We start from the raw sequence: 16696 nt of genomic DNA on the forward strand, positions 1-16696 counted from the left end.
ATTTGATGGATGGCAGAATTCAAGCAGTCCACCAAGCTTCACAACGTCCTTTACGACATCCGTGGACCGATTCTTCAGGCCGCCCAGCAGATGGAGGCGGAGGGTCACCGGATCCTCAAACTGAACATCGGAAACCCTGCGCCGTTTGGATTTGAAGCCCCGGACGCGATCCTGGTGGACATGATCCGCCATCTGCCCCATGCCCAGGGTTACAGCGACTCCCGGGGCATCTTCTCGGCCCGGACCGCGGTCTCCCAGTACTACCAGACCCGTGGAATCCAGAACATCCATGTGGACGACATCTACCTGGGCAACGGCGTCAGCGAACTGATTACCATGTCGCTCATGGCGCTGCTCAACGACGGCGACGAGGTACTGATCCCCACACCGGACTACCCGCTGTGGACCGCTTCCGTTGCCCTTGCGAGCGGGAAGCCCGTGCACTACCTCTGCGATGAGGAATCAGGCTGGCAGCCGGACCTTGAGGATCTTGAAGCCAAGATCACGCCGCGCACCAAGGGCATCGTGGTGATCAACCCCAACAACCCCACGGGCGCGGTCTATCCCGAAGAGACGCTGGAGAAGATCGTGGCCCTGGCTGAAAAGCATGGCCTGATCCTTTTCGCGGATGAAATCTACGAAAAGATCCTGTACGAGGACGCCGTCCACATCAACATGGCCGCGCTTACGGGTGACGACGTCCTTTGCCTCACCTTCAGTGGACTGTCCAAGGCCTACCGCGTCTGCGGTTACCGTGCCGGCTGGATGGCCATCTCGGGCCCGAAGAAGGATGCCTCGGACTACCTGGAAGGCATCAGCCTCCTGGCCAACATGCGCTTGTGTGCGAATGTGCCCGCCCAGCATGCCATCCAGACCGCCCTCGGCGGCTACCAGAGCATCAACGACCTCATCCTGCCCGGCGGCAGGCTGCTGGAACAGCGAAACAAGGCCTATGACATGCTCAACGCCATCCCTGGTGTGAGCACGCAGCAGGCCCGTGGCGCCATGTACCTCTTTCCGAAGCTCGATCCCGAGGTCTTCCACATCCGCGATGACGAGAAGTTTGTCCTGGACCTGCTGCGCGAGCAAAAAATCCTGGTCTCCCACGGCCGCGCCTTCAACTGGGTCCGCCCGGACCACTTCCGGATGGTCACGCTGCCGCTGGTGAAGGACCTTGAGGAGGCCATCAACCGTATGGGGGACTTCCTGAGCAGGTACAAAGGGAACTAGCCTGTGGTGACGCGTCTTTCGGCGCGTGGAACCTTGGGAAAGGACCCCAATGGCCGACGTCGTTGAGTTCGAGAAGCACCCCGTCGATACGCTGAGGGTGGGGAAAGGCTTCTCGCTGGCCGACGCCGACCCTGACGCGACGCCCGGTTACAAGGGCAACAAAGCCGATGGCCAGGCAATTCTGGCTGAACTGGACGGCGCGTTGGCCGAACTTCAGGAAAAGCTGTTCGCGGCGTCGCGCTTCGGCGGGAGAAAACGGCTTCTGTTGATCCTGCAGGCCATGGACACCGCGGGCAAGGGCGGAATCGTCAACCATGTCATGGCCACCATGGATCCGCAGGGCGTCCAGTTCAAGGCTTTCAAGGCACCCACCGAGGAGGAGAAGTCCTATGACTTCCTCTGGCGGATCGAGAAGGAGGTGCCCGGAGCGGGCATGGTGGGCATCTTCGACCGCTCCCACTATGAGGACGTCCTAATCCACCGGGTCCATAACTGGGCGACGCCTGCCGAACTTAAGCGCCGCTACCGGGCCATCAATGAGTTCGAGGCGCGCCAGACCGATGCCGGAACCAAAATCATCAAGGTGATGCTCAACATCAGCAAGGATGAACAGAAGGCCCGGCTCCTTGCCCGGCTGGACAACCCTGCCAAGCACTGGAAATACAGCAGCAGTGACCTCAAGGAGCGGGCGTTCTGGGGCGACTACATGGGCGCCTACCAGGCTGCCTTCGACGAGACCAACACGGAAGCGGCACCCTGGCATGTGGTTCCGGCCAACAAAAAATGGTACGCCAGGATCGCGGTGCAGCAGTTGGTGCTGGGCGCGCTGTCTGACATGAAGCTGGAATGGCCGGAAGCTGAGTTCGATGTCCCGATCGAACGGGAACTGGTTGAGCGGTCCTGACCTGTTGGGGCGCGCCGTTCCGAGGGGTGGGCCGCCTGCAGTGACTGGTCAGAGCGGCTGGTCGCGGGCGGCAGCGAGCCGCTTGCGGGCGCCCTCCAGCCACTCTTCGCAGCGCTTTGCCAGGGCTTCGCCGCGTTCCCAGAGTGCCAGGGATTCCTCGAGGCTGGCGCCGCCCGCCTCAAGCTTCCCCACCACCTGCACCAGCTGTTCGCGGGCTTCCTCATAGCTCAGTGCTTGGATTTCCGGGTCAGGCTTTGTTTCGGGCATGTGCTTCTCCTTGTTGAAGTTCCCCAGTGGAAGTGGCGCCGAACAGGCCATGGGCCACGCGTACGGACAACGCAGTTCCCGACGGCGCCTCCGACGGGTCTCGAACCACAGCGTGGCCGGCAGCTTCAGTGGCACGGGCCGGCCGGCCGTTGGCCAGTTCGACCACGGCATAGCCGCGGTCCAGCGTCTTTTGTGGTGACAGGGCACGGACCTGGGCCTGCAGGTGAACCAGCTGGTCAGCTGCACGTACCACCGTTGAACTGACAGCGGCCGATGATCTCCGCAGGAGGCGTTCGATTTCCTCCGCTCGTCCGGTGACCATGGCTTCCGGGGTGGCCAGAACAGGCCGGGAATGGAGTGCGGACAACCTGTCCGACTCCCTGTCCACGAGCCTGCCGATGCTCCTGCGCAGGTGCTCCCGTGCCTGGCGCACGCCCGCCAGTTCCTCGGCAACGTCAGGAACGATCCGCTTAGCCGCATCAGTGGGCGTGGACGCGCGCAGGTCCGCCACGTCGTCTAGAAGGGGACGGTCCGCCTCATGTCCGATGGCGCTGACCACCGGGGTGGCCGTGGCCGCGACAGCACGGATCAGTTCCTCGCTGTTGAAAGGCAGCAGGTCCTCCAAGGCTCCGCCGCCCCGGGCGATGACAATGACGTCCACGTCGGGGCGGCTGTCCAGTTCCTGCAGGGCGCGGATAATTTGCGAGACCGCAGTGTTGCCCTGGACCGCCACTTCCCGGATCTCGAATTCAACTGCGGGCCAGCGGAGTGCGGCGTTTTGGACGACGTCTTTTTTGGCGTCGGAGTCCCGTCCGGTAATCAGTCCGATACGGTGCGGGAGCAGCGGCAGTGGTTTCTTCCGTGAATCGGCAAACAGCCCCTCGGCGGAGAGGGCCTGGCGCAACCGTTCGATCCGCGCCAGCAGGTCGCCAAGCCCTACAGGCCTGATGTCCCGAACCTGCATGTTGAGCCGCCCGGTCTTCAGCCAGAACTCCGGCTTGAGCAAGGCAACCACGCGGGAGCCACGCTCCAGGGGCATGTTCTGCCGGTCCAGAACCTTGGTCCAGACCGACGCCGGCAGGGAAACTTCCGCGTCCACGTCCCGGAGGGTGAGGTACGCGTTACCCCCGCGGCGGTTCAATTCGATGACCTGGCCTTCGACCCATGCGGACGGGGTGCGATCGATATGGGCCTTGAGTTTCTGGGACAGCAACTGCAGCGGCCATGGATTGTCCGGGCTGGTCTCACCGGCCGTGGCAGGCAACGTGGTGGCAGCAGTGCCCGGCAGCGCAGCCTGTTCAGACATGTCCGCTGCCCCGGGAAACTGTGGGTGGCGGCATGGTGGTCCTTTGTTCGGCAGGTAGCGGTTCGTGCTTGAAAGGCGGCCGTCAGTGAGCTGGCGGTTGCCATTCAACCTTATCCATAAGCTGTATCACCCGAGACTGACATTCTTTGTCCAGACACCAGCTCTATGATGGCTGTGCTGCCGCCAACCCGTGAGGACCCGTTTTGCGCACCTTCGTTTCAGCCATCGCCGTCGTCGTGGGCGTTTTGCTGTCCGCCCTGGCCGTACCCGCCATCTGGCTTGACCGCAACGTGGTTCAGGAGGATGGCTTTGTGGCCCTGGCCGCTCCCCTGGGGCAGGACGCAGAATTCCAGCAGAGGCTCGCCGCGGCCGCTGTGGGCACCATCGATACAGGGGCCATCCCGGACGCCCTGGCAGGTCTGGTCACGCCAGTGCTTGAGGCGGCTGCCAGTTCCCTCACAGCCTTGCCCGGCTACCCGGCGGCCTGGGAGGAAACACTGCGAAAGAGCCACCGGCTCAGCTTCGCCGCACCCGCATCGGCTCCCGCCGAACCTGACTCCCCGTCGTCGCTTACGTTGGACGTGGCACCCCTGGTGGCGCTGGCGACGAAGGAGCTCGCACGCACCACCGGGCTCCCGCTGACTGCGCCGGAGCAGACGCTGGTCAACGTTGGCGAGCCTGAGCAGCGCCAAATGGTCGAAAGAGCGTCCGCCTACGCGCCGCTCGGCTACTCCCTTGCCATTGGAGCGGGAATCGCCTTTGCGCTAGCGCTGGTGTCCGCGCGCCGTCGCTGGACCGTGATTCTCGCTGTGGGACTGGGGGCGCTGGCACTGGGGGGCCTGTGGGCTGCCGGCTCGCAGGTCGCCAGGGATGCCGTCGTGGGGACGGCTAGCGGCAATGGGCTTTCGGACATGTTCAAGGATGCGTTTGTGGCGGCCGCGTCCAGCAGCTTCCAATCCTGGGTCGGTGGTGCCGCGATAACCGGCGCTGTGCTTGTCGCTGCGGCCGTTGTGATCCGGATCGCTTCGCCGGGGCGGCGGGCCCCCACCCGGTAGCATGGAGGGATGACTTCCTCAGCTGTGTCCCTCTCGATGCCAACTGTCCCGCGCAGGCGGCGCTCGCCTGAGGAGGTAGCCGCCGCGGCTCCGGTGACCGGTCCCAAAAAGGTACTCCTGGCGGCGCCCCGCGGCTATTGCGCCGGTGTGGACCGGGCCGTGATCGCCGTCGAGAAGGCCTTGGAGCACTACGGTCCGCCGGTGTACGTCCGGAAGCAGATCGTGCACAACGTCCACGTGGTGAGCTCGCTGGAGGCACAGGGTGCCATCTTCGTCGATGAGACGGACGAGGTTCCGGAAGGCGCCCTGGTGATCTTTTCCGCCCACGGGGTATCGCCGGCCGTCGTCCAGTCAGCGGAGGACCGAGGGCTGCGCACCATTGACGCCACCTGCCCGTTGGTGACGAAGGTTCATAAGGAAGCCGTGAGGTTCGCCAAGGACGACTTCGACATCCTGCTGATCGGCCACGACGGTCACGAAGAAGTCGAGGGCACCGCCGGCGAAGCCCCGGAACACATCCAGATCATTAACGGTCCCCATGAAGTGGACAAGGTAACCGTCAGGGATCCGGAAAAGGTCATCTGGCTGTCCCAGACCACCCTCAGCGTGGACGAGACCATGGAAACGGTCCGCCTGCTGAAGGATCGGTTCCCCACCCTGCAGGATCCGCCCAGCGACGACATCTGCTACGCCACCACCAACCGTCAGGTGGCCATCAAGAAGATCTCCCCCCAGGCTGACCTGGTCATTGTGGTGGGATCGGCCAACTCCTCGAACTCTGTCCGTCTGGTCGAAGTTGCCCTGGAGTACGGGGCTAAGGCCTCCTACCGGGTGGACTTTGCCAACGAAGTGGACGAGGCGTGGTTTGAAGGCGTGGCAACGGTCGGAGTCACGTCAGGGGCTTCCGTGCCGGAAATCCTGGTCACGGACGTCCTGCGACTGCTGGCCGACTACGGCTATGGCTCCGTGGAGGAGGTTGTCACAGCCGAAGAAGACCTCCTGTTTTCGTTGCCTAAGGAACTCCGCGCGACCCTGAAGGAAGCCGGAGACGTCAGCCGGGCGCTCGGCGGACGCCGGTCCCGCGACTGACCAGTCTCCGGCAACGTCAGGCGGCTACCTCGCGTCAGGCGGCGGCTTCGTCCTGCTGAAACTCCGGGGCCGCCAGCGAACGCGGCGTGACCTCGAGTGCCGGCGGAGTGAGCAGCCCGGATTCATCCATGGCATTGAGCTTCCGTGCGGTAGGCAGGATCCGCGCTTCCAGGGTGCCGATCAGGGCGTTGTACCGGTCCACCGAGGACTTCAGGGACGAACCGAGCTTGCCCACGTTATCGCCGAGCGTTCCCATACGTTCGTACAGCTGGCGGGCGAGGTCGAACAGTTCCCGCGCGCTGTCCGTCAGCACGTCCTGGCGCCACGTGAAAGCCACCGATTTGAGCACCGCGAGCAGTGTACTGGGCGAGGCAAGAACCACATTCCTGGAAAGCGCGTAGTCCAACAGAGTCGCATCGGCTGTCAGGGCGGCGGCCAGGATGGATTCGGCCGGCAGGAAGCAGATCACCAGCTCGGGGGAGTTCCCGGGGATGTCCCAGTACTTCTTGTTGCTGAGCGAGTCCACGTGGGCCCGCAGCGCTTTGGCGTGGGCAGTCAGCAGGGATTGCTGGCTGCCGGGATTCCCGGTTGTACCCGTTTCCTGGCGCGCACCCAGCTCCTGGGCCTCCAGGTAGGAGGACAACGGCACCTTGGCGTCCACCACGAGCTGCTTCTGGCCCGGCAGCTGGACGACGAGGTCGGGACGGACCGCTGAATCGGCCCCGGCGCTGTGGACCTGCTCCAGGAAATCCACGTGCTTGAGCATGCCCGATGCCTCGACCACTCGGCGCAATTGAACTTCGCCCCACTGTCCACGAGCACTGTTGGAGCGCAACGCTGACTCGAGGGCGTGCGTGGACCGGATCAGCTGGGCATCGGAAAGCCTTGCCTCCTGAAGCTGTTGCGCCAGCTGGCCGTACTGTTCCAGGCGGTCGCGTTCCAGCAGTGCCACCTGCTGCTGCACCGCGGTCAGCTTTTCCGCCACGGGGGCGAGTGCCCGGAGGACGCTCCCGTCCTGATTGCGGGACTCGCCGAGTTCCCGGTTCTGCATCGAGAGCAGCCGGCGCTCCGCGTCCGCGGCGGCGAACTGGGCGCTGACCTCGGAAAGCCGCGACGAGACGGCGTCGAAGTCCTCCTCAAAGGCACGACTGTGCCGGCGGAGGGAAAAGTAGGTGGTGCCGGCGCCGGCGACGGCACCCACCAGCAGCATCAACAGGGCAAGAATCAGGGCTAGAGCATCCATATCCACACTGTGGCATACCCCTGTGACAATTTACGGAACCGACATATTCGACCAGACCTTCCAGCATGTGCCGACACTGCGGGGGACCGCCTGGGGCCCATGCGTCCGGCAACCGGTAGAATCAATGCTCGTGGCTCTTACTATTGGCATCGTCGGACTGCCCAACGTCGGCAAATCAACTCTTTTCAACGCACTGACCCGGAACCAGGTGCTGGCTGCGAACTATCCGTTCGCTACCATCGAACCCAATGTCGGCGTCGTGAACTTGCCGGATCCCCGGCTCCAGCAGCTAGCTGACATCTTTGGCTCGCAGCGCCTCCTGCCCGCTCCGGTGTCCTTCGTGGACATTGCCGGCATCGTGAAGGGTGCATCGGAGGGCGAAGGCCTGGGCAACAAGTTCCTTGCCAACATCCGTGAGGCCGAGGCCATTGCCCAGGTGGTCCGGGTGTTTGATGACCCCGACGTCATCCACGTCGACGGCAAAGTGGATCCCCGCTCGGACATGGAAACCATCAACACCGAGCTGATCCTGGCTGACCTTCAGACCATCGAAAATGCCATTCCTCGGATCGAAAAAGAAGTCAAGATCAAGAAGCGGGAGGCTGCCGAACTGGCGGCCATCAAGGCTGCGCAGGCGGTCCTGGAACGCGGGGACACGGTCTTCTCCTCGATCACGAGCGACAAGCTGGAGATGGAGTACCTCAAGGAGCTCAGCCTCCTGACCGCGAAGCCGTTCATCTACGTCTTCAACTCCGACGAAGGCATCCTGGGCAGCCCGGGGAAGCAGGACGAACTGCGGGCCATGGTGGCCCCGGCGGACGCCATCTTCCTGGACGCGAAGCTCGAATCCGACCTTGTGGAGCTGGACGAGGAGGAAGCGCGCGAAATGCTGGAAATGAACGGCCAGGACGAGTCCGGCCTCGACCAGCTGGCACGCGTCGGCTTCCACACCCTGGGCCTCCAGACGTACCTCACGGCCGGTCCGAAGGAAACACGCGCCTGGACCATCCACCAGGGCGACACCGCGCCGCAGGCAGCAGGCGTCATCCACAGCGACTTCCAGCGTGGCTTCATCAAGGCTGAAGTGGTTTCCTTCCATGACCTCATCGAGGCCGGTTCCATGGCTGAAGCCAAGTCCCGTGGCAAGGTACGCATCGAAGGTAAAGAGTACGTGATGGCTGACGGCGATGTGGTGGAGTTCCGCTTCAACGTCTGATTCCGGACAGGCAAAGGAGACGGCATGCCCGTGAGGCGTCTGATTCAGGTCATCACCGGGGCCGTCGCTGCGGCGCTGGTTATCTCGGGGTGCTCCGCTTCGGGGGGAGCGCCTCCGGTGGTGGTAGGTGAAACGAACCGCGGCGGCAGCGCCACCGTGGCCGAGGTGAACGCCTTCACGTCCTTCAACCCGTTCAGCGCCGACGGAAACACGGACATCAACACCAAGATCGGCCATATCACCCATTCCGGGTTCTACTACGTGGATGACACCGAGAAGGTGGTCCGGAACGAGAAATTCGGCCGGTACGAGAAGATCTCCGACAAGCCGCTGAAGGTGAAGTACACCGTCAATGAGGGTGTGAAATGGTCCGACGGCGAAGCCATCGACGCCGGCGACCTCCTCCTGTCCTGGGCCGCCGGCTCGGGCTACTTCGACGACGCTGAACCCCATACGGGGACCGGCACCTCGTACTTTTCGGCCGCGGCTGACAAGAGCGGCCTGGGGTCCACCGCGCTCCCGGAGATCGGCAGTGACGGGCGTTCCATCACGCTGGAATACGCCGCGCCGTACGCTGATTGGGAAGTAGCGTTCGACGTCGGGCTCCCGGCCCATGTTGTCGCCGCTAAAAGCGGCCTCAATGACGAAGGCGATCTTGTTGATCTGATCAGGGAGTCGCCCCGGGGCGACACCGGACAGCCCTCGGCCAACGCCCCGCTGAAGCGGGTCAGCGACTTCTGGAATTCCGGCTTCGACGCCAAGACGCTTCCTGACGATCCTGCGATGTACCTTTCAAGCGGCCCGTACATTGTCCGGGACATCGTTCCGGACGCCTCGATCCGGTTGGTCCGGAACAGGGACTATGTCTGGGGACCGGAGCCCTACCTCGATGACATCACCGTAAGGTTCACCGGTGCCGCCTCTACCGCCATCGCCGCCCTCAGGAACGGCCAGGCGGACATCATCGCCCCGCAGCCCTCTGCCGGCACCGAAAGCCTCTTCGACGGACTGGTGGAGCAGGGCAATACCGTCCAGCGCTACAGCCAGTCCGGCTACGACCACCTCGATCTCAACTTTTCGGGGCTGTTCGCGGACAAGAATGTCCGGGAGGCCTTCCTGAAGACTGTTCCGCGCCAGGAGATCGTGGATGACGTGGTGGGCGGATTTGTCGCCGACGCGAAACCCCTGGACTCGCACGTCTTCCTGCCACCCCATCCGAAGTATCCGGACGCCGTGAAAAACAACGGTTCGGCCGATTACTCTGACGTGGACATCCAAGGCGCGAAGTCGCAATTGCGGGATGCTGCCCCGACGGTCCGCATTCTGTACAACAGGGACAACCCCAACCGCGTGCGGGCCTTCTCCCTGATCCGCGACTCCGCCCGCCTCGCCGGATTCACCGTTGAAGACGCGGGCCTCGGCAGCTCGGACTGGGCGAAAGCGCTCGGCGGCGGCAGCTACGACGCAGCCATCCTCGGTTCTATCGGACCCGGGGTCGGCGTCAGCCGCGTCCCGCAGATCTTTAAGACCGGTGGCGGCAGCAACTTCAACGGATTTTCCGACGGCGACGCAGACAAAGCCATGGAGCAACTGTCCGGCACTACGGACCTTGCAAAGCAGGACGAACTGTTGGCTGACATCGACAAACGCGTGTGGTACAGCGCGTACGGCCTGCCGCTGTACCAGACCACTGGAACCGTGGCTTTCAGCAGCCGCGTGACGGGTATCAAGCCCAGCTCAGGCCCTTTGGGCGTTTGGTGGAATGTGTGGGAGTGGCGCCGGAAATAGGCCCTCCTGGGGCTTGTCGTCCTAGTGGGAGCCCGCCCCCGTCCTCGATTCGCAGCATCCCCTACCAACGAGTAGCATGTGATTTGCGCCACTTCCGGGTACCGGCTAGTTATTGGCGATTAACTGGTTACGGTTTAGCAACGGAGTACCAGTATTTGGACTTTGTGCGGTTAGGCTACTCATATATGTAGGCCACGTCACAGTGGGAACCTGTGACGGGCCTGCCGGGGAGCAAAAGATTTCCCCTGAACATCTCCCACAACTCATAGGAGGCGGAATGCGTTTCACGCGCACTTCCAAAGCACTCGGCATGGTGGCGATCGCAGCCCTTGCCCTGACAGGCTGCGGCGCTGGAGGCGGCAGCAATGATGGTGCCAGCCAGTCGGCCGGCGATCCCAACAAGGTGATCACCGCGTACAGCAACGAACCACAGAACCCCTTGCTACCGGCAAATACGAACGAAGTTTATGGCGGCCGCGTTGTCGAGCTGCTCTTCGAAGGCCTGCGGAGCTACGATGCCGACGGCAAGCCGGTCAACGCCCTGGCAGAGTCCATTGAGTCCTCTGACGCCCAGAACTGGACCATCAAGGTCAAGCAGGGCCAGAAGTTCACGAACGGTGAAGCGATCACCGCCAAGACGTTCGTTGATTCCTGGAACTTCGCAGCGAACTCCAAGAACCTGCAGAACAACGGATTCTTCTTCGAGTCCATCGCGGGCTATGCAGATGTCTCGGCCGTGACCACCGAAAAAGCAGCTGACGGCAAGACCACCACCACTCCGGCGCCCACCGCCGAGACAATGTCCGGCCTGACGGCCACGGATGATTCGACCCTCACGGTGAAGCTGGCTCAGCCGGAAGCTGACTGGTCGCTGCGCCTCGGTTACTCGGCGTTCTTCCCGCTGCCGTCCGCTGCTTTGGCGGATCCAAAGACCTTCGGCGAAAACCCCGTAGGCAACGGTCCGTACAAGTTCGAAAAGACCGGCTCCTGGGTCCATGACCAGTCGATCTCCCTCGTCAAGAACGCTGACTACAGCGGTCCGCGCGAATCGAAGAACGGTGGCGTGACCTTCAAGTTCTACACCGATCCGGGCCCCGCATACACGGATCTTCAGGCCAACAACCTGGACATCTCGGATGTACTGCCGTCCAACGCACTGAAGACCTACGTCTCAGACTTCCAGGACAGGAACGCCACGAAGCCGGTGGCCACCAACTCCACCCTGAACATCCCGGGTTACAACCCGAACTTCCAGGGTGAAGCCGGAAAGCTGCGCCGCCAGGCACTGTCGTACGCCATTAACCGCGAAGAGATCGCCAAGGTGGTCTTCAACGGAACCCGCACCCCGGCCAAGGCCTTCGCGCCGCCCGTTATCGACGGATTCAAGGAAGGCCTCAAGGGCAGCGAAATCCTGAAGTTTGACGCCGCGAAGGCCAAGGACCTGTGGGCCCAGGCTGACAAGATCCAGCCGTACGACAATTCCAAGCCGCTGCAGATTGCCTCCAACACTGATGGTGGCAACAAGGAATGGATTGACGCCGTTGCCAACGGCTTCAAGAACAACCTCGGCATTCAGGCCGAAATCCAGCCTTTTGCCAAGTTCGCTGAAGTGCTGAACCTGCGCAAGTCCCAGTCCCTCCCGGGCCTGAGCCGCGCCGGCTGGCAGGGTGACTACCCGTCGCTCTACAACTTCCTCGGACCGGTCTGGGCAACGGGCGCATCCTCCAACTACGAGAAGTACTCGAACCCTGAGTTCGACAAGCTGCTCCAGGAGGGCCTTGCCGCCAAGACCACTGATGAGGCGAACGGCAAGTTCAACCAGGCCCAGGAGATCCTCTTCGAGGACCTGCCCGGACTGCCGCTCTGGGACCAGGCAAAGCCGATTGTGTGGAGCGAAAACGTTGTGAAGGCCGAAACCGGCTGGAATGGCGGAATCCTCTACTACAACATCACGGCCAAGTAGTCTCCATGATCTAACTTGCCGCCAGGCGAATGGGGGTCCGGCACAAAGCCGGGCCCCCATTGTCCTGCACGGCAGGAAGGCACAAAATGAAACCCCTTTCTTCGCTCCCCGAAGGCCGGTGATCCAGTGGTCCGCTTTATCCTTCGCCGGCTCCTTCAGGCAATCCCCGTCTTACTTGGTACCACCCTCTTGGTTTATTACATGGTCTTCGCCCTTCCCGGCGATCCCATTGCCGCGCTCTTCGGAGATCGCCAGCCCCCGCAGGCAGTCATCGATACCCTGCGCAGCCAGTACCACCTCGATGAACCGTTTTGGGTCCAGTATGGACTTTTCCTCCAGAACATTTTCACCTTTAACCTCGGCAACGACTTCACCGGCCAGCCGATTGCAGCCTCGTTAGCGAGGGTCTTTCCAGTGACGGCGATGTTGGCCATAGAGGCGCTGGCTATCCAAACCGTATTCGGCGTGGGTTTCGGCGTCTTTGCGGGACTGCGTCGTGGTGGCTGGTTTGATTCCACCGTGCTGGTGGCTTCGCTCGTGGTCATCGCAGTTCCCACCTTCGTTCTCGGCTTTGCTTTCCAGTTGGTCTTCGGAGTCCAATTGGGCTGGGCCAAACCGACCGTCGGCGCCAACGCCGATTGGGGCAATTTATTGCTGCCGGCAACGGTTCTGGGCCTGGTGTCGTTTGCCTACGTGCTCCGGCTGACGCGGGCATCCGTCAGCGAGAGCATGAATGCCGACTACGTGCGGACAGCTACCGCCAAGGGTCTTTCCCGGCCCCGCGTTGTGGTGGCGCACATCCTGCGCAACTCCCTTATCCCCGTCGTAACGTTCCTAGGCGCAGACCTCGGCGGTCTGATGGGCGGTGCGATTGTCACGGAAGCCATCTTCAATGTTCCGGGGGTAGGCAACAAGCTCTACCAAGCCACTTTGCGGACTGAAGGGCCCACCATTGTTTCTATAGTCAGCGTGCTGGTGCTGGTGTTCGTGGTCGCCAACCTGCTCGTTGATCTCCTGTACGCCTGGCTGGACCCGAGGATTCGTTATGACCAGTAGAGATACCCATTTTGTTGCACCCATAGATGAGACGCCGCTGCAGGCAACAGATGCCCTGAAGACGGATCAGGCACCACTGAGCCTTTGGGCTGACGCCTGGCGCAAGCTTCGCCGTCGTCCGTTGTTCATCATTTCGTCGCTGTTGATTCTGACTTTGATCATCATCGCGTTGTTCCCGAGCCTCCTGTCGACGGTGCCGCCGAACGATGACTGCCAACTAGGCAATTCCGAGGCCGGTCCAGCGCCCGGGCACCCATTCGGGTTTACGTTCCAGGGGTGCGACATCTATTCGAGGGTGGTCCACGGAACGCAGGCTTCGCTCTCGGTGGGCGTCCTGTCTGTGCTCTGCGTCGTGATCATCGGCGTGACGATTGGTGCGATCGCGGGTTACTACGGCGGCTGGGTAGATTCCGTCTTGGCCCGGCTCAGTGATATCTTCTTCGCCTTGCCTTTGGTCCTTGGCGCTCTGGTCATTACCCAGTTGCCCGCCTTCCGGGAGAACAAGAGCGTATGGACCGTGGTGGTGATTATTGCCTTGCTCGCGTGGCCGCAAATGGCACGCATGGCTCGCGGCGCGGTCATCGAGGTCCGAAATGCTGATTTTGTCACAGCCGCCCGCGCTCTGGGCGTGTCGAAGGTTGGGGCACTCTTGCGCCATGTCCTGCCGAACGCACTGGCGCCGATCATCGTTTTGGCAACTTTGGATCTGGGCATATTCATTGTTCTGGAGGCCACACTGTCGTTCCTAGGCATTGGGTTGCCGCAAAGCATTATGTCCTGGGGCAATGACATTGCGGGTGCGCAGTCGTCCATTCGGACGAAGCCGGAAATCATGCTTTACCCGGCAGCTGCCCTGTCCATTACAGTGCTCAGCTTCATCATGCTGGGTGACGCTGTGCGTGACGCTCTTGACCCGAAGAGCCGGCAGCGATGAGAGGCGAAAAGATGACGATTCCCGACGTTCGCGTCGACGAGGCAGGGTATTCAGGAACCAGTCCCCTTCTGGAAATCCGCGACCTTGCCATCACGTTCAAGACCAGCACTGGCGAGGTTCAGGCAGTCCGCAACGCCCACCTGACCATCATGCCCGGGGAGACAGTGGCCATCGTGGGGGAGTCAGGCTCCGGCAAATCCACAACAGCATTGGCCGCCATCGGCCTGCTGCCCACCAATGGTGCGGTGTCCGGCGGACAGATCCTGCTCGACGGTGAAGACATCGCCCATGCCACCGAGAAACGGATGATCGAGCTCCGCGGCAATACCATCGGCATGGTTCCGCAGGACCCGATGTCCAACCTGAATCCGGTCTGGAAGATCGGCTATCAGGTCAAGGAGACCCTCCGCGCGAACGGCCGCCCCAGTGGTCCGGACGACATCGCAAAGGTACTGGCTCAGGCGGGACTTCCGGATGCCCACCGGCGCGCCAAACAGTACCCGCATGAGTTCTCCGGCGGTATGCGCCAGCGCGCCCTCATTGCCATCGGACTCTCCTGCCAGCCGCGGCTCCTGATCGCGGATGAGCCGACGTCGGCACTGGATGTCACGGTCCAGCGACAGATCCTAGATCACCTGGACACCATGACCACGGAATTGGGCACCGCTGTGCTGCTGATCACCCATGACTTGGGGCTGGCGGCCGAGCGTGCGGACAAGGTGGTGGTCATGTACCGGGGGCAGGTTGTAGAGGCTGGACCGTCGCTGGAGTTGCTCCAGAATCCGCAGCATCCTTACACGAAACGGCTGGTTGAGTCTGCGCCTTCACTGGCGAGCCGCCGGATCCAGGTCGCCAAGGAACAGGGCGTGGAAGCGTCTGATCTTCTCGCCCCTGATGCGGAGGCGGCTGCCGCGGACCATGTCCTGGAGATCAGGGACTTGCGCAAGGTCTACAAGCTGCGGCAAGGGCTGGGGAAGTCGACGGATTTCGCAGCCGTGGACGGGGTCAGCTTCGACGTCGCGAGGGGAACCACTACTGCAATTGTGGGGGAGTCCGGCTCGGGCAAGTCCACCGTGGCAAAAATGGTGCTGCAGCTCGAAAAGCCGACCGATGGAAAGATTCTTTTCGACGGCGTCGACACCTCGCTGCTGAAAGCGTCGGAACTGTTCAAATTCCGGCGGCGGGTGCAGCCCATCTTCCAGGATCCTTACGGCTCGTTGGACCCGATGTACAACATCTTCCGTACCATCGAGGAGCCGTTGCGCGTCCATAGGATCGGCGACAAAGCGAGCCGGGAGAAGAAGGTCCGCCAACTGCTCGACCATGTGGCGCTGCCGCAATCAAGCATGCAGCGGTTCCCGAACGAGCTCTCCGGCGGCCAGCGCCAGCGCGTTGCCATTGCCCGTGCGCTGGCACTGGATCCGGAAGTGATCATCTGCGACGAAGCCGTGTCCGCGTTGGACGTCCTGGTCCAGGCGCAGGTGCTGAACCTGCTCGCGGACCTGCAGGCCAACCTCGGGCTGACCTACCTCTTTATCACCCATGACCTGGCTGTGGTGCGGCAGATTGCCGACCACGTCTGTGTGATGGAAAAGGGCAAGCTGGTGGAGACCGGTTCCACGGACGACGTCTTCGAGTCCCCGCAGCAGGAGTACACGAAGGCGCTGCTCAACGCCATTCCCGGTGCGAAGCTGATGCTTCCGCCCGAAGTGGCCTGATCCGGCCGCAGCATCCCGGGTTAAGGATGGAGCCGGTGCCTTCAGGGCGCCGGCTCCATTCCTTTTTTCAGTCCGCTGGGGTGGCTTCGGAAGCTGCCACAGAGGCTGTTCCGTCCAGCGATGGGCCTTCGAGCCCCAGCTGCCTAAGCCTGGATCCAAGCAGCCCGCCCAGCGACCTGCGGCCTGCGGCATCCATGTGGACGGCATCTGCCAGGTTCTTCGCGAGGTTGTACTTCGACAGCCAGTCGCCCACGCCCACAAAGGGTATGCCGTTCCTGGCGGACACCGTGCCCAGCAGCGCGTCCACCTGGGTCCTCCGCCCGCCGCCATAGTTGGCGCCGCGGGCCAGGGTGCCTATCATGGCCATCCTGGCGCCTGGATAGCGTTCCCGGAGTGCCCCGATCAGGCGGTCGGCGTTGGCCACGATCTGGGCATCGGTGGCGCCGTGCGCGGCGTCGTTGCCGCCGCCCTGGATGACGATCAGCGCGGGCGTCCCGTACGGCAGTTTCCAGTCGCCGCGCTGCAAGGCGTCGATGTAGTTGCCCGTCTTGCCGTTGGACGCCACGAATCCCGTGCCGCCGAGCCCGCAGAAGTGGACCTTGTAACCAACGGCGGCAAGGCCAAGACGTGGCCACCCGTCAGTAGGTTCGGATTGGGAATCGCCTATGAGGAGGGCAGTGTGCCGCATGTCCGGCACCACCACCTCGTCACGCCCGCTGGCCGGGTTGCGGTACATAGAACCGGCAGGCAGGCTGATCGGATCGCCGCCGCGGGCCTGGTATGCGCCGGCCGCGGCCGCCTGCGCCGGGGATGGCACGCCGGAGTCCGGTGTTGCTGCTGGGGTCTGTCCGCAGCCGCCCAGGAGCGCGGCTACCGCGATTCCAGAGGCGACAAAGCGGGTCAGAGCCGAGGCTTTTCGCATCAGGG

At 62.8% G+C, this 16696-nt stretch carries 14 protein-coding genes; 10 read left to right on the forward strand and 4 right to left on the reverse strand.

All coding sequences use genetic code 11. The annotated features are described in order from the left end of the window. The first annotated feature begins 9 nt into the window (after nt 1-9). Both NG698_RS06895 and NG698_RS06900 read left to right on the forward strand, forming a co-directional pair. Complete coding sequence (locus NG698_RS06895) at nt 10-1230, forward strand: pyridoxal phosphate-dependent aminotransferase (protein ID WP_252598321.1); 1221 nt, start codon at nt 10-12, stop codon at nt 1228-1230. 49 nt (nt 1231-1279) lie between these two features. Then, the gene (locus NG698_RS06900; protein WP_252598320.1) at nt 1280-2134 is read left to right on the forward strand and encodes a polyphosphate kinase 2 family protein; all 855 of its coding nucleotides are present in this window, start codon (nt 1280-1282) and stop codon (nt 2132-2134) included. A 48-nt stretch (nt 2135-2182) separates the two neighbouring features. Here the strand turns inward: NG698_RS06900 and NG698_RS06905 are convergent, their stop codons facing one another. Together NG698_RS06905 and xseA are read right to left on the reverse strand one after the other, a co-directional pair. Further along, nucleotides 2183-2401, reverse strand: coding sequence for an exodeoxyribonuclease VII small subunit (locus tag NG698_RS06905; RefSeq protein ID WP_058931826.1), 219 nt, complete (start codon nt 2399-2401; stop codon nt 2183-2185). Continuing rightward, nucleotides 2382-3707, reverse strand: coding sequence for an exodeoxyribonuclease VII large subunit (gene xseA, locus NG698_RS06910; protein ID WP_252598319.1), 1326 nt, complete (start codon nt 3705-3707; stop codon nt 2382-2384). The genes NG698_RS06905 and xseA overlap by 20 nt, the downstream gene beginning before the upstream one ends. Before the next feature lie 203 nt (nt 3708-3910). Between xseA and NG698_RS06915 the strand changes: the two genes are divergently transcribed. Beyond that, nucleotides 3911-4762 (forward strand): hypothetical protein, encoded by an 852-nt coding sequence (locus tag NG698_RS06915; RefSeq protein WP_252608979.1) that lies wholly within the window; start codon nt 3911-3913, stop codon nt 4760-4762. 9 nt (nt 4763-4771) lie between these two features. After that, nucleotides 4772-5851, forward strand: coding sequence for a 4-hydroxy-3-methylbut-2-enyl diphosphate reductase (locus NG698_RS06920; RefSeq protein ID WP_248759714.1), 1080 nt, complete (start codon nt 4772-4774; stop codon nt 5849-5851). A 34-nt stretch (nt 5852-5885) separates the two neighbouring features. Here the strand turns inward: NG698_RS06920 and NG698_RS06925 are convergent, their stop codons facing one another. Beyond that, complete coding sequence (locus NG698_RS06925; RefSeq protein WP_252598317.1) at nt 5886-7094, reverse strand: DNA recombination protein RmuC; 1209 nt, start codon at nt 7092-7094, stop codon at nt 5886-5888. A gap of 130 nt (nt 7095-7224) precedes the next feature. On the opposite strand from NG698_RS06925, the gene ychF reads away from it, so the two are divergent. The 6 genes from ychF to NG698_RS06955 all read left to right on the forward strand — a co-directional run bounded on the left by ychF (nt 7225) and on the right by NG698_RS06955 (nt 15769). Further along, nucleotides 7225-8310: a redox-regulated ATPase YchF gene (ychF, locus tag NG698_RS06930; protein WP_252608987.1), complete on the forward strand. Its 1086-nt coding sequence runs from the start codon at nt 7225-7227 to the stop codon at nt 8308-8310. A gap of 24 nt (nt 8311-8334) precedes the next feature. Then, on the forward strand, nt 8335-10098 hold the full coding sequence (locus NG698_RS06935) for an ABC transporter family substrate-binding protein (protein ID WP_252608989.1): 1764 nt from the start codon (nt 8335-8337) through the stop codon (nt 10096-10098). A gap of 277 nt (nt 10099-10375) precedes the next feature. After that, on the forward strand, nt 10376-12061 hold the full coding sequence (locus NG698_RS06940; RefSeq protein WP_252598314.1) for a peptide ABC transporter substrate-binding protein: 1686 nt from the start codon (nt 10376-10378) through the stop codon (nt 12059-12061). A 126-nt stretch (nt 12062-12187) separates the two neighbouring features. Continuing rightward, the gene (locus NG698_RS06945) at nt 12188-13117 is read left to right on the forward strand and encodes an ABC transporter permease (protein ID WP_252608991.1); all 930 of its coding nucleotides are present in this window, start codon (nt 12188-12190) and stop codon (nt 13115-13117) included. After that, nucleotides 13107-14051, forward strand: coding sequence for an ABC transporter permease (locus NG698_RS06950; protein ID WP_252598312.1), 945 nt, complete (start codon nt 13107-13109; stop codon nt 14049-14051). The genes NG698_RS06945 and NG698_RS06950 overlap by 11 nt, the downstream gene beginning before the upstream one ends. A gap of 11 nt (nt 14052-14062) precedes the next feature. Then, a complete protein-coding gene (locus NG698_RS06955; RefSeq protein WP_252598311.1) occupies nt 14063-15769 on the forward strand; it encodes a dipeptide ABC transporter ATP-binding protein in 1707 nt (568 codons plus the stop codon). 67 nt (nt 15770-15836) lie between these two features. On the opposite strand, the gene NG698_RS06960 is transcribed toward NG698_RS06955, so the two are convergent. Beyond that, the gene (locus tag NG698_RS06960) at nt 15837-16691 is read right to left on the reverse strand and encodes an SGNH/GDSL hydrolase family protein (RefSeq protein ID WP_252598310.1); all 855 of its coding nucleotides are present in this window, start codon (nt 16689-16691) and stop codon (nt 15837-15839) included. Between the last annotated feature and the right edge of the window lie 5 nt (nt 16692-16696).

Origin of the sequence: Pseudarthrobacter raffinosi, from assembly GCF_023913735.1 — a bacterium.
In the GTDB taxonomy this organism is placed as follows: Bacteria; Actinomycetota; Actinomycetes; order Actinomycetales; family Micrococcaceae; genus Arthrobacter; species Arthrobacter raffinosi.

Bases quoted from the DNA above. Each gene is read 5' to 3' on its own strand.
- NG698_RS06895 (WP_252598321.1), top strand. From the start codon at position 10: ATGGCAGAATTCAAGCAGTCCACCAAGCTTCACAACGTCCTTTACGAC.
- NG698_RS06900 (WP_252598320.1), top strand. From the start codon at position 1,280: ATGGCCGACGTCGTTGAGTTCGAGAAGCACCCCGTCGATACGCTGAGG.
- NG698_RS06905 (WP_058931826.1), bottom strand. From the start codon at position 2,401: ATGCCCGAAACAAAGCCTGACCCGGAAATCCAAGCACTGAGCTATGAG.
- xseA (WP_252598319.1), bottom strand. From the start codon at position 3,707: ATGTCTGAACAGGCTGCGCTGCCGGGCACTGCTGCCACCACGTTGCCT.
- NG698_RS06920 (WP_248759714.1), top strand. From the start codon at position 4,772: ATGACTTCCTCAGCTGTGTCCCTCTCGATGCCAACTGTCCCGCGCAGG.
- NG698_RS06925 (WP_252598317.1), bottom strand. From the start codon at position 7,094: ATGGATGCTCTAGCCCTGATTCTTGCCCTGTTGATGCTGCTGGTGGGT.
- NG698_RS06935 (WP_252608989.1), top strand. From the start codon at position 8,335: ATGCCCGTGAGGCGTCTGATTCAGGTCATCACCGGGGCCGTCGCTGCG.
- NG698_RS06940 (WP_252598314.1), top strand. From the start codon at position 10,376: ATGCGTTTCACGCGCACTTCCAAAGCACTCGGCATGGTGGCGATCGCA.
- NG698_RS06950 (WP_252598312.1), top strand. From the start codon at position 13,107: ATGACCAGTAGAGATACCCATTTTGTTGCACCCATAGATGAGACGCCG.
- NG698_RS06955 (WP_252598311.1), top strand. From the start codon at position 14,063: ATGACGATTCCCGACGTTCGCGTCGACGAGGCAGGGTATTCAGGAACC.
- NG698_RS06960 (WP_252598310.1), bottom strand. From the start codon at position 16,691: ATGCGAAAAGCCTCGGCTCTGACCCGCTTTGTCGCCTCTGGAATCGCG.